The sequence below is a fragment of the Pseudomonas imrae genome, assembly GCF_046352735.2.
Classification (GTDB): Bacteria; Pseudomonadota; Gammaproteobacteria; order Pseudomonadales; family Pseudomonadaceae; genus Aquipseudomonas; species Aquipseudomonas imrae.
Window position 1 is genome coordinate 627,197 of the sequence record NZ_CP110853.2, and the last position, 11,930, is coordinate 639,126.

General features: G+C 60.0%; 11 protein-coding genes. 6 read left to right on the forward strand and 5 right to left on the reverse strand.

Features of this window, described 5'->3' with window-relative positions; translation table 11 throughout:
• The first annotated feature begins 116 nt into the window (after positions 1-116).
• A complete protein-coding gene (locus tag OQ460_RS02795; RefSeq protein ID WP_410020391.1) occupies positions 117-2,186 on the forward strand; it encodes an AsmA family protein in 2,070 nt (689 codons plus the stop codon).
• Positions 2,187-2,420: 234 nt separating this feature from the next.
• On the opposite strand, the gene OQ460_RS02800 is transcribed toward OQ460_RS02795, so the two are convergent.
• Positions 2,421-2,951 carry a ferritin-like domain-containing protein gene (locus tag OQ460_RS02800; RefSeq protein ID WP_410020392.1) on the reverse strand — a complete coding sequence of 177 codons (531 nt, stop codon included), beginning with the start codon at positions 2,949-2,951 and terminating at the stop codon, positions 2,421-2,423.
• Between the two features lie 89 nt (positions 2,952-3,040).
• On the reverse strand, positions 3,041-3,949 hold the full coding sequence (locus OQ460_RS02805) for a LysR substrate-binding domain-containing protein (RefSeq protein ID WP_410020393.1): 909 nt from the start codon (positions 3,947-3,949) through the stop codon (positions 3,041-3,043).
• Positions 3,950-4,084: 135 nt separating this feature from the next.
• Between OQ460_RS02805 and OQ460_RS02810 the strand changes: the two genes are divergently transcribed.
• Positions 4,085-4,726, forward strand: a complete 642-nt coding sequence (locus OQ460_RS02810; RefSeq protein WP_410020394.1) for an FMN-dependent NADH-azoreductase — start codon at positions 4,085-4,087, stop codon at positions 4,724-4,726.
• A gap of 79 nt (positions 4,727-4,805) precedes the next feature.
• On the opposite strand, the gene OQ460_RS02815 is transcribed toward OQ460_RS02810, so the two are convergent.
• Complete coding sequence (locus tag OQ460_RS02815; protein ID WP_410020395.1) at positions 4,806-5,693, reverse strand: DMT family transporter; 888 nt, start codon at positions 5,691-5,693, stop codon at positions 4,806-4,808.
• A 97-nt stretch (positions 5,694-5,790) separates the two neighbouring features.
• On the opposite strand from OQ460_RS02815, the gene OQ460_RS02820 reads away from it, so the two are divergent.
• The 3 genes from OQ460_RS02820 (at position 5,791) to OQ460_RS02830 (ending at position 8,142) form a co-directional block, all read left to right on the forward strand.
• Complete coding sequence (locus tag OQ460_RS02820; RefSeq protein WP_410020396.1) at positions 5,791-6,579, forward strand: AraC family transcriptional regulator; 789 nt, start codon at positions 5,791-5,793, stop codon at positions 6,577-6,579.
• A gap of 71 nt (positions 6,580-6,650) precedes the next feature.
• Positions 6,651-6,950: a PsiF family protein gene (locus tag OQ460_RS02825; RefSeq protein ID WP_410020397.1), complete on the forward strand. Its 300-nt coding sequence runs from the start codon at positions 6,651-6,653 to the stop codon at positions 6,948-6,950.
• Between the two features lie 178 nt (positions 6,951-7,128).
• Complete coding sequence (locus OQ460_RS02830) at positions 7,129-8,142, forward strand: AI-2E family transporter (protein ID WP_410020398.1); 1,014 nt, start codon at positions 7,129-7,131, stop codon at positions 8,140-8,142.
• A 139-nt stretch (positions 8,143-8,281) separates the two neighbouring features.
• Here the strand turns inward: OQ460_RS02830 and OQ460_RS02835 are convergent, their stop codons facing one another.
• A complete protein-coding gene (locus OQ460_RS02835) occupies positions 8,282-9,550 on the reverse strand; it encodes an Hsp70 family protein (RefSeq protein WP_410020399.1) in 1,269 nt (422 codons plus the stop codon).
• Positions 9,551-9,787: 237 nt separating this feature from the next.
• Here OQ460_RS02835 and OQ460_RS02840 point away from each other — a divergent pair, with 237 nt between their 5' ends.
• Positions 9,788-10,726, forward strand: coding sequence for a DnaJ C-terminal domain-containing protein (locus OQ460_RS02840; RefSeq protein WP_410020400.1), 939 nt, complete (start codon positions 9,788-9,790; stop codon positions 10,724-10,726).
• Between the two features lie 15 nt (positions 10,727-10,741).
• Here the strand turns inward: OQ460_RS02840 and OQ460_RS02845 are convergent, their stop codons facing one another.
• Entirely contained in the window at positions 10,742-11,869 is a 1,128-nt protein-coding gene (locus OQ460_RS02845; protein ID WP_410020401.1) for a sensor histidine kinase, read from the reverse strand.
• Positions 11,870-11,930: the final 61 nt, after the last annotated feature.

An 11,930-nucleotide genomic window follows, 5' to 3' on the forward strand; every position in this document is an offset into this window, starting at 1 on the left:
GCTAATTCGCTGCTGCGGTTAAACCCCTGCAGCGTTTGCCAGTCGTAGCCCTATAAGCTTTAGTTCTCAGAGGCGTGGCCATTGGCGCGCGCAGTCGTAATCAGGAGTCTTGTGCAATGACGCGCACCCGTAAAATCTTCGCCTGGAGCTGCACTGGCTTCGTGTTGCTCATCGCCGTAATAGTGCTGGTGCTGGTGTTTTTCGATTGGAATCGGATCAAGCCGCCACTCAATGCCAAAGTCTCCGAAGAATTGCATCGCCCGTTTGCCATCAATGGCAATCTCTCGGTGGTCTGGCAGCGCGAGCCTGACGAAGGCGGTTGGCGCGCCTGGATTCCCTGGCCTCACGTGGTGGCCGAGGACCTGAGCCTGGGCAACCCCGAGTGGTCGAAAAAGCCGCAGATGGTCACGCTCAAGCGTGTCGAACTGCGGGTTTCGCCCTTGGCGTTGCTGGCCCGGCGTGTAGTGATCCCGCGTATCGACCTCACCGAACCTAGCGCCGAGTTGCAGCGTCTGGCCGATGGTCGCGCCAACTGGACCTTCCAGTTCGATCCGAAGGACCCGAACGCAGAGCCATCCAGTTGGGTGGTGGATATCGGCGCCATCGGCTTCGACAAGGGCCTCGTGAGCCTTGATGACCAAACCCTCAAGACTCGCCTCGACATAGTGATCGATCTGTTGGGCAAGCCGATTCCCTTCAGCGAAATCGTCGGCGAAAACGAGGCGAAAAAAGCCTTGGAGAAAGGCTCTGCGCCCCAAGACTATGCATTCGGCCTCAAGGTCGCTGGTCAGTATCATGGGCAGAAGCTCGCGGGCAGCGGCAAAATCGGCGGGTTGCTGGCCCTGCAAGACGCTGCCAAGCCGTTCCCGGTGCAAGCCCAGGTCAAGATCGCCGACACCCGCATTGCAGTGGCTGGCACCTTGACCGACCCGCTGAACCTGGGCGCGCTGGATTTGCGCCTCAAGCTTTCCGGCAACAGCCTGGGCAACCTGTACCCGTTGACCGGCGTCACCCTGCCGGATTCGCCAGCCTATTCCACCGATGGCCGCCTGATCGCCAAGCTCCATGAGCCGGGCGGAGCGTCATTCCGTTATGAGAACTTCAACGGCAAGATTGGCAACAGTGATATCCATGGCAGCCTGGGCTATGTCGCCAGTCAGCCTCGACCAAAGCTCAGTGGCGCGCTGGTCTCCAATCAACTGTTGCTGGCCGACCTTGCACCGCTGATCGGCGCGGACTCCAATGCCAAGCAAAAGGCGCGTGGCGGTGAGAGCAAGCAGCCGGCGACCAAAGTGCTACCGGTGGAAGAGTTCCGTACAGAGCGTTGGCGCGATATGGACGCCGATGTCGAGTTCACGGGCAAACGTATTGTCCACAGCGCGGACCTGCCATTCACCGATCTCTACACGCACCTGGTGCTCAACGATGGCCAGTTGAACCTTGAACCCCTGCGCTTTGGCGTAGCGGGCGGCAAGCTCGATGCGCAGATTCGCCTCAATGGCCGCATCACTCCGCTGGAAGGCAGGGCGAAGCTGACCGCGCGCAACTTCAAGCTCAAGCAGCTGTTCCCCACCTTTGAGCCGATGAAGACCAGCTTCGGTGAGCTCAACGGCGACGCCGATATCGCCGGGCGCGGTAATTCGGTGGCGGCGTTGCTGGGCACGGCCAATGGTGATCTGAAAATGTTGATCAATGACGGCGCCATCAGCCGTGGACTGATGGAGATCGCCGGGTTGAACGTGGGCAACTATGTGGTCGGCAAAATGTTTGGCGACAAGGAAGTGAAGATCAACTGTGCTGCGGCAGACTTTGGTATCAAGACCGGCCTTGCGACTACCCGGTTGTTTGTCTTCGACACCGAGAACGCGATTATCTACGTCGATGGCACGGCCAATATGGCCAGTGAGCAACTGGACCTGACGATTACCCCTGAATCCAAGGGCTTTCGTCTGTTCTCGCTGCGCTCACCGTTGTACGTCAACGGGCCGTTCATCAAGCCGAACGCCGGGGTCAAGGCGGTGCCATTGCTGTTGCGCGGTGCGGGCATGGTCGCCCTGGGTGTGATTGTCGGGCCTGCCGCGGGGCTGCTGGCCCTGGTGGCACCGAGTGGGGATGTACCCAACCAATGCGTGCCGCTGTTGCAGCAAATGAAAGCAGGCAAGGCACCGAAAACCGTCAAAGGCTAGCGCCCGCAACCGCAAAAAAATGGAGATCCCACAGGCGCAGCTCCCACATTTGATCTTGGCTGTCTGTGCAGATTTCCTGGTGACGCAGAACCCTTGTGGGAGCTGTCGAGCCCTGGTGAGGTTGCGATGGCGGCGGTACAGGTTGCCTGAACCACCGCCATCGCAGCCTCGCTAAAGCTAGACAGCTCCTACATTTGATTTTCGTTAAAGCTGCTCCCCTTTTTGCGCCGCTGATTACAGGCTTTCGAGGATGTCGGCCATGTCGTCAGCGTGCTCTTCTTCCTGGGCGAGGATTTCTTCAAAGATCCGTCGGGTGGTCGGGTCTTTGTCGCCGATGTACTGAATGATCTCGCGGTAGCTGTCGACTGCAATCCGCTCGGCCACCAGGTCTTCGTAGACCATTTCCTTCAGGTTGTTACCCGCCACGTATTGGGCGTGGGAGTTTTTCGACAGCAGGTCCGGGTTGAACTCCGGTTCGCCGCCCAACTGCACGATACGCTCTGCGAGTTTGTCGGCATGCTCGGCTTCCTGGGTGGCATGCTCGAGGAATTCTTGGGCAGCAACTGCCGCCTTGATGCCACTGGCCATGAAATAGTGGCGCTTGTAGCGCAGTACGCACACCAGCTCAGTGGCCAGGGAGGCGTTGAGCAAGCGGATGATTTCTTCGCGGTCAGCCTCGTAGCCTTCGGTCACGGCACCGTTTTCGACGTTCTGGCGGGCGCGGGTGCGCAGGGTCGCAACGTCAGTCAAATTTGCTTCGGTCATCTCAATCTCCTGGTGCTAATCCGGTTTTGCCCCACGCTTCTTTCGGCGTGATCGCTTCAGGTTGTGAGTCCTGGCGCACACAAAAAGTTTTATCGGATTTTGCAACCGTGGCCGGACAGGCGTGCCTCTTCCTGCAACCACTGGAAAAATGCCCTGACGGGAGGGTGACGCTCCCGGCCCGGCACACACAGCGCACTGTAACCGGCACCGTCGACGTTGACTTGAGGCCTGTACGGCACCAGCAAACCACTGGCTACGCTTTCCGAAACCAGGATATTGCTGGCCAGCACCAAGCCTTGGCCGGCGATTGCCGCTTGCAGTGCGTAGTGTTCTTCGTCGTATTCGCGCATGGGCCGTGATGGCAGCAGCCATTGTTCGCCGGCGTGTTCGCACCAGGCTTGCCATCCAAGGGCGTAGAGCCTGGAGTTGTGCCAGCGCACGCTGATCAGGGTTGGCACTTGTGTGCTCGCCAGGGCCACCTGTTCGGGGGAGCCGTAGACGGCAAAGCACTCGTCGAACAGGCACAGGCTGTGCATGTTCAGATAGTCGTCCAGGCTGTAGCGAATCACCAGGTCAATGCTGGCGTCCTGCTGTAGATCGACCACCTCGCATTGGGTATCAAGACGCAGGTTGATGTCGGGGTGTGCGGCATAGAAGCGTCCAAGCCGAGGCACTAGCCACAAGGCGGCAAAGGCTGGCGTGGTGGAAACCGTGAGATGGCCGGCGCTGTGCTGCGGGCGCAGGGTGTCGATGCTGTGGGCTACATCCAGTAACGCCCCGTGCAGGCTGTGGAACAGGCGCTCGCCGCAGTCGGTAAGGCGCACCTGGCGCGGCAGGCGCTCGAACAGTGGCACGCCCAGCCAGGTTTCCAATGAGCGAATCTGGTGGGAGATCGCCGTCGGCGTCACCGACAACTCCTGGGCGGCCGCCTTGAAGCTGAGCAGGCGCGACGCCGATTCAAAGGCACGCAAGGCGGTGAGGGGTAGTGAGGCAAACATTCAGGGCTCCATAGATGAATTAATATCATCCAGAGTAACTTTTGCTCATTTGTCGGGCGGCGTCGAAGGCATTAGTTTTGTCAAACAAAGCCGACCATTCAGGTTGCTTGAGTCTAGCCCGTGAAGGTCCTACAGATGAATAAAATGCTTGCTATCCATGCCAGTCCACGTGGCGAACGCTCTCATTCGCGGCGTTTGGCAGAAGTCTTTCTCGATGTTTGGCAAACCGCCAACCCCGATGCGTTGTTGACTCGTCGGGAAGTTGGCCGGGCCTCCATTCCTCATGTCAGCGAAGCGTTTGTCGCCGCCAACTTTTACCCAGAACCCCAGGCACGGCCCCTGGCCATGCAGGCTGACCTGCAGTTGAGCGATGAACTGGTCGGCGAGTTGATGGGCCATGACTTGCTGGTGATTTCCACGCCGATGTACAACTTCGGTCTGCCAAGCGGCCTGAAGGCCTGGATTGACCATATCGTACGCATGGGGCTGACTTTCGATGTCACCCAGGACAATCAGGGCATTGCCCAATACCAGCGCTTGCTGCAGGGCAAAAAGGCGCTGATTGTCACCAGCCGTGGCGGCAGTGGTTTTGGCCCGGGGGGCGAGTTCGAGGCGATGAACCATGCGGACCCACATCTGCGCACGGCGCTGGGTTTTATCGGCATTGACGATATCCGGGTAATTGCAGCCGAAGGTGAGGAGTCGGTCCCCGAAGCGTTCCGGCGCTCCAGTGATGAGGCCGAGCGACTGTTGCGCGAGTTGGCTCCTGCGTTTTGACGGCGTGCGTCGTCAGGGAGTCATGCGACGAGCTTGTCGAACATACGCCAAGACTCCAGGCCACCGGCGTCTGTCCGCCTCAGGCGACGCTGGCTTTTGTGCCGATCGGCGTCGTCCAGCGTTCCGACAGGATCACTCCGCCTAAGGTCAATAGCCCGCCGATCAGGTGATATAGGGCCAACTGCTCCTTGAGCACCACTGCCGCAATCAGCGCAGTGATCAACGGCAGCAGATTGAAAAACAAGGTGGTCCGACTCGGTCCCAGGTGCTTGACCGAATGCATCCAGGCCAGGGGGGCGAGCATCGACGCTAGGACGCAGGCATACAGCACCAGCGCGATATTCGAGCCGTCGAGGCCGACCTTTGGCGAAGCCAGGAACAACGGGAACAGCACCACCACTGCAACCAGTACCTGCAAATACAGAAGCACCAGCGGCGGCAGGCGCAGTTGCCACTTTTTCAGCAGGGTGCTGTAGACCGCGTAGGCCAGGGTTGCGACCAACATCATGCCGTCGCCCAGGTTCACCCCGTGTTGCAACAGGGCGCCAAGGCTGCCGGAAGACACCACCACCAGCACCCCGGCAAACGACAGGACTGCACCGCTCAGTGCGCCAAAGGTCAGGCGCTGGCCCAGGCTGATGATGGCAGCCGCCAGGGCCATCAGCGGCATCAACGACAAGATGATGCCCATGTTGGTTGCGCTGGTCAGCGTCGCGGCGTAATAGGCCAGGCTTTGGTAAATCGCCATGCCCAGCACGCCCAGGATGAAAATCCGGCCCAGGTTCGGGCGGATCAGCGGCCAGTTGGCAATCACCGGCTTGAGCATGAAAGGGGTAAAAAAGATGGCCGCCAGTAGCCAGCGATAAAAGCCGATCTCGGCGGGGAAGATCGCGCCCACCGCGAGCTTGTTGATCACGGTATTGCCTGCCCAGATAAAAATGGCCAGCAGTGGATAAGCGTATTGCATCGAAAGGAACCGGAAGCGTAAGTGAGGGCTGATTATCCTTTGTCTGGATCGAAGCCTATACTTCGATCCGGTCATCCAACTGTTGTATCCAGACAATATGCGCAAGAAGTACATCAATCTGCCTGATTTCGCCACGCTGCCGGCCCCGGTGTATTTCCGCTATTCGGAATTCGAGGCCGACACTCACGCCAGCGCGCACCAACACGCCTGGGGATCGCTGGATTATTCGGCCCGTGGTGTCATGCGCTTTGAAGTGGCGGGCAGTCGTTTCATGTCGCCGCCGCAATACGCCGTGTGGATTCCACCTAATACCCAGCACAGTTCCTACAACGCCCAGGCGATTGTCTACCGCTCGGTGTACCTGGCGCCCGAGCTTTGCGAGCAGTTGCCCAAGCAGCCCTGCACCTTGACCATCAGCGAAATTCTCAAGGCCATCCTCAGTGATTTCGCCGAGCGTGACGTAAATATCCCCAAAGAGGCAGCCGATGTGCGCCTGGCCCAGGTACTGGTGGACCAGCTCAGACAGGCAACGGTGCATGACTGTTATCTGCCGTATGCCAGTCACCCAGGGTTGCTGAGCGTGCTGGAGGCGATGCAGGCCGATCCGGGTGATAACCGCCCATTGGTGCAGTGGGCGCAACAGGTGCATGTCAGCGAGCGCACGCTGGCCCGGCAGTTCACCCGTGAGCTGGGCATGAGCTTTGGCGAGTGGCGCCAGCGCCTGCGCTTCCTGGCGGCCATCGAAGCCCTGGAAGGTGCCCGCAGCGTCCAGGAGGTGGCGTTTGACCTGGGTTACAGCACCGCGTCGGCGTTTATTGTGATGTTTCAGCGTCAGGCCGGTTGTACGCCCGAGCAGTATCGACGGGCGAATATACGCAGTAGGTGAAGGTGTAACAGGCTTTGTCTACACTGCACGGGAGGCCGCGCCTGTCGACGCGGTAACTGGGAGAAAACTCCATGAAGATGTTGCGTGTTCCGTTGTTGATGATCGGCCTGCTGCTCTGTTCCCAAGGGTTTGCGGCCACTGCCCAGCAAAACAAAATGACTACCTGCAACGCCGAAGCCTCTACCAAGACCCTCAAGGGCGACGAGCGCAAAGCGTTCATGAAGACCTGCCTCTCGGCCCCTGCAGCCAACGATGCCAAGGCCCTGACCCCGCAGCAGCAAAAAATGAAAGACTGCAACGCCTCGGCCAAGACCCAGGCGTTGACCGGCGATGCGCGTAAAACCTTTATGAGCACCTGCCTGAAGAAGTAATAGCCCCGGACTACAGAAGGCTGCGACACTCGCACACCGCTCCTTTTGCAGGCGTGAGCTTGCTCGCGAAGAGCGCGAGGACACTGCGTCTTAATCAGGATGCATGCGTTATCGTTCAGGTTCTTCGCCGGCAAGCCCGCATCTGCACGTCCTTTAACGCTGTCCGTTTAGAGGCTGTATGCCAACGTTTTCTCAGCGTCATGTGTTGCTGCTGGCCAGTTACATCATCATTTTCGGCGGATTGTTGCTGGTACTGCCGTTAAAACTGTTACCCAGCCTGCTGGCCGGCCTGTTGGTATTCGAACTGGTCAACATGCTTACCCCTCAATTGCAGCGGTTGATCGAAGGTCGGCGCGCGCGCTGGCTGGCGGTAGCCTTGTTGGGGACGTTGATTGTCAGCGCATTGACCCTGATTTTCGCCGGAGCCATCAGCTTCCTGCTGCATGAGGTGGAAAACCCCGGGGCCTCTCTGGATAAGTTCATGGGCGTGGTGGATCGCGCGCGCGGCCAGTTACCGCCGTTCCTCGATGCTTACCTGCCGGCCAGCGCCGCCGAGTTTCGCGTGGCTATCGGCGAGTGGCTGAGCAAGCACTTGAGCGAGTTGCAACTGGTGGGCAAGGACGCGGCGCACATGTTTGTGACCTTGCTGATCGGCATGGTCCTGGGCGCCATCATGGCCCTGCAGCGAGTGCCTGATCTTACCCAGCGCAAGCCCTTGGCGGCCGTGCTGTTCGATCGACTGCACCTGCTGGTCCAGGCCTTTCGCAACATCGTCTTCGCACAAATCAAGATCGCCGCCCTCAACACCCTGTTCACTGCGGTGTTCCTCGCCGTAGTGTTGCCGCTGTGCGGGATTCACCTGCCACTGACCAAGACCTTGATTGTCCTGACCTTCCTGCTGGGCCTGTTGCCAGTGATCGGCAACCTGATCTCCAATACCTTGATCACTATCGTGGCCTTGTCGCTGTCGATCTGGGTGGCGGTGGCGGCGTTGGGTTATCTGATCGTGATTCACAAGATCGAGTACTTCCTCAACGCGCGCATTGTGGGCGGGCAGATCAGTGCCAAGTCGTGGGAATTGCTGCTGGCGATGTTGGTGTTTGAAGCCGCATTCGGTCTGCCGGGCGTGGTGGCGGGACCGATTTATTACGCGTATCTGAAGAGCGAGCTGAAGCTCGGCGGGATGGTTTAGAGGTTGGTGTTGCCTGGACCGGCGCCCTTCGCGAGCAAGCCCGCTCCCATATTTAACCGCGTACATCCTGAAGAAACACGGTCGAATGTGGGAGCGGGCTTGCTCGCGAAGGGCGCCCCCTCGGTCTGTCAGATAAAACTCAGTAGCCGTAGCGCTTGCTGGCCTCGATCGCCAGGCCGCTGCCGATGCTGCCGAAGATGTTGCCTTCCACATGCCGCGCATTCGGCAACATCGCCGAAACGCTGTGGCGCAGCGCTGGGATACCGCTGGAACCACCGGTGAAAAACACCGTGTCCACCTGGGCTACGTCCACCGAAGCATCGTTGAGCAGTTGCGTCACGCTGTTGCGCACCCGCTCCAGCAAGTTATCGATGGCCGACTCGAATAGCACCCGGCTCAACTCCACACTCAAGCCCGGTTCAACCCGGTCCAGCAGCACATGGCGGCTGTCTTCGTGGGTCAGCTGGATCTTGGTCTCCTCGACCTCCATCGCCAGCCAGTGCCCGGCGCGCTGCTCGATCAGCTTGAACAGGCGGTCGATGCCACCGGTGTCTTCGATGTCATAGCGCATGCTGCCCAGGGCCAGTTGGGACTTTTGCGAGTACACCGAGTTGATGGTGTGCCAGGTGGCGAGGTTCATGTGGTGGCTGGTAGGCATGTAGGCGCCGCTTTTCATGCGGCTGCCATAGCCAAACAGCGGCATCATGCCCTGCAGGCTGAGCTGCTTGTCGAAGTCGGTGCCGCCGATGTGCACGCCGCCGGTGGCGAGGATGTCGTCGTGGCGGTTGTCGTTGTGGCGGCGATCCGGCGACAGACGCACCAGGGAAAAGTCAGAGGTACCGCCGCCGATGTCGACAATCAGTACCAACTCTTCTTTCTCGATGGTGGATTCGTAGTCGAAAGCTGCGGCAATCGGCTCGTACTGGAACGAGATGTCCTTGAAGCCGATCTTGCGCGCCACGTCCACCAGCGTATTTTCCGCTTCCTGGTCAGCCATCGGGTCATCGTCGACGAAAAATACCGGGCGACCCAGCACCACTTCTTCGAACTCGCGACCGGCATTGGCCTCGGCGCGGCTCTTGAGCTGGCCGATAAACAGCGCCAGCAAGTCGGTGAACGGCATGGCCGTGCCCAGCACGCTGGTGTCGTGCTTGATCAGCTTGGAGCCCAGCAGGCTCTTGAGCGAGCGCATCAGCCGGCCTTCGTAGTTTTCCAGGTACTCGTGCAGTGCCAGGCGACCATAGACCGGGCGGCGCTCCTCGAAGTTGAAGAACACCACCGACGGCAGCGTGATCTTGTCGTCCTCCAGCGCGATAAGCGTTTCCATGCCGGGACGGATCCAGCCGACAGTGGAGTTGGACGTGCCGAAGTCGATACCGCAGGCACGGGCTGGGGATGGGTTTTTCATGTCTATCGGGTTCCGGTTGAAAAACGGCCGCGCAGTGTATGCCAGTCGAAGGCGGATGCGTAGGCCGACCATCCGTTAAATCTTGCTTGAAAGTGGAGGATTTGCCCCCACATCTGGTGCATACGGCTAGTGCCGATAACACTTTGACGCACCCCCAGGCCCAATACTCAACCGGTGCAAGGCAGCGCACGTTGTGCCTCGGGCTGTGCGATCTCGATGAAGGATGGTGAATCGCCGATGGATTTCAAAGACTACTACAAGATTCTGGGTGTCGAACCGACAGCGGATGACAAGGAGATCAAGGCTGCCTATCGCAAGCTTGCGCGTAAATATCACCCGGATGTCAGCAAGGAAAAAGACGCCGAGGCCAAGTTCAAGGACGCGTCGGAAGCCTATGAGGCACTCAAGAGCGCCGACAAGCGCGCCGAATATGACGAGCTGCGCAAGTACGGCCAGCATGGTCAGCCGTTCCAGGGCCCGCCGGGCTGGCAGAATCGTGGCGGGTACGGTGGCGGTGCAGGTACCGAGGATTTCTCCGATTTCTTCAGTTCGATCTTTGGCGGTCGTGGTGATGCCTCCGGTGGCCGCCAACGCCGCAGTACCGGGCGCAAGGGCCAGGACGTAGAGATGCAACTGTCGGTGTTCCTGGAAGAGACGCTGTCTACCGAGTCCAAGCAGATCAGTTTCCAGGTGCCGCAATATGACGCCTCGGGCCGGCATGTCAGCAACACGACCAAAAGCCTGAACGTGAAGATCCCGGCCGGTGTTGCCGATGGCGAGCGCATCCGCCTCAAGGGGCAGGGCGCGCCGGGTCTTGGCGGTGGTGCCAACGGCGACCTATACCTGATCATCAAGTTTGCGCCGCACCCCAAGTTCGAAGTGGATGGCGAAGACCTGATCATCAACCTGCCCCTGGCACCATGGGAATTGGCGCTGGGTACGGAAGTGGCGGTGCCGACCCTGACCGGCAGGATCAACCTCAAGGTGCCGGCCGGCAGCCAGAACGGCCAGCGCATGCGCGCCAAGGGCCACGGCTTGCTGAACAAGGCCGGGCAGCGCGGCAACTTGTTTGTGCAGCTCAAGGCGGTCATGCCCAGGCAGGCCGACGACGAGACCATCGCGCTGTGGCAAGAGTTGGCGAAAAAAGCCCACTTCAACCCACGCGAGCATTTCTGATCGCGGACTTCGGGGCTATTGGAACCTGCGCGGCAGCACCACGGTGAACGTGGTGCCGTCAGCTTCGCTGGACGTCACCTCGATGCTGCCCCGATGGGCTAGTGCTACTTCCTTGACGATAAACAAGCCCAGGCCGAGGCTGGTGGAGGTGCCCGGTTCTTCGCTGGTGTTACGCACCAGAGGATCGAACACCGTGCCCAAGGCGTTTTCGGGAATCGGCGGGCCGTAGTTATGCGTGACCAGTATCACGCTGTCGACCGTGCCCGTGAGCGTCAGGGTGACTGCCCGACTAAGGGTGCCATGTTGCAGGGCGTTGCCCACCAGGTTCTGCAGCAACTGGTCGATTCGCCCGCGGTCCCATTCGCCTCGGGTATCACCCTGGATATTCAAGGTAGGGTTGCAGTCCGGGCGACCGGCACAGGCTTCATCAATCGCCTCTTGTGCCGCATCGGCAAGGTCCATCGGCTTGGGGTCGATGGGCAGGCTGCTGCCCAGGCGGCTGCGCACGAACTCCAGCAGGTCGTTGACCATCGCCCCCATGTGCCGGGCGCCGTTCTTGATATTGCCCAGCAGGCTCAAGCCCTGGCTGTCCAGTTGAGCCTTGCGCAACAGTATCTCGGTGGACATGTTCACCGCCTGCAGCGGTGCGCGCAGGTCGTGGCCGAGAATCGCGAGGAAAATATCCCGTGAGCGCGCCACCTGCTCGGCGTAGGCTGCCGTGGACTCGGCCAGGGCTTCGTCAATGGCCTCGTTGAAGCGAATCATGTCCTGGAAGTGAGTCAGCTGCGGTGTTTGCATGCTCTCGACCCACAGGCGAATCACGCAGGCACGCAAATGCCGGAACTCAGCGGTCATTTGCACCGGGTCAAAGCCCACCGTATGGCGTAGCTCTCCATGACTGGCAGCGGCCTGATCCAGGCTGGGGGTTTTCTCAGGCCCGTCGCCCCGGGCCTTGGCTGCTTGTTCGCTGGCCTCCTGACGGGTGTTCATGTCCCGCGCGGCGGCGATCAGGATCGCATGGGCATGGTCACGCAGTTGCGTACGGTTCAAGGTGGCGGCCGCCGGAGTCAAGGTTGCGGCGAAGTGCTCCCATTCATCGACGACTCGCTGGGCGTTTGCAGTGATGAACTCGGATAGGCGCATGGCCGGGGCTACCTTACAGGGGCGACAAGGGGAATGTGGCGCATCTTAGCCTCACGCATGC

Coding starts and splice junctions, on each gene's coding strand:
- OQ460_RS02800 (WP_410020392.1), bottom strand. CDS start 2,951: ATGACCGAAGCAAATTTGACTGACGTTGCGACCCTGCGCACCCGCGCC.
- OQ460_RS02840 (WP_410020400.1), top strand. CDS start 9,788: ATGGATTTCAAAGACTACTACAAGATTCTGGGTGTCGAACCGACAGCG.
- OQ460_RS02810 (WP_410020394.1), top strand. CDS start 4,085: ATGAATAAAATGCTTGCTATCCATGCCAGTCCACGTGGCGAACGCTCT.
- OQ460_RS02820 (WP_410020396.1), top strand. CDS start 5,791: ATGCGCAAGAAGTACATCAATCTGCCTGATTTCGCCACGCTGCCGGCC.
- OQ460_RS02825 (WP_410020397.1), top strand. CDS start 6,651: ATGAAGATGTTGCGTGTTCCGTTGTTGATGATCGGCCTGCTGCTCTGT.
- OQ460_RS02830 (WP_410020398.1), top strand. CDS start 7,129: ATGCCAACGTTTTCTCAGCGTCATGTGTTGCTGCTGGCCAGTTACATC.
- OQ460_RS02795 (WP_410020391.1), top strand. CDS start 117: ATGACGCGCACCCGTAAAATCTTCGCCTGGAGCTGCACTGGCTTCGTG.
- OQ460_RS02815 (WP_410020395.1), bottom strand. CDS start 5,693: ATGCAATACGCTTATCCACTGCTGGCCATTTTTATCTGGGCAGGCAAT.
- OQ460_RS02835 (WP_410020399.1), bottom strand. CDS start 9,550: ATGAAAAACCCATCCCCAGCCCGTGCCTGCGGTATCGACTTCGGCACG.
- OQ460_RS02805 (WP_410020393.1), bottom strand. CDS start 3,949: ATGTTTGCCTCACTACCCCTCACCGCCTTGCGTGCCTTTGAATCGGCG.
- OQ460_RS02845 (WP_410020401.1), bottom strand. CDS start 11,869: ATGCGCCTATCCGAGTTCATCACTGCAAACGCCCAGCGAGTCGTCGAT.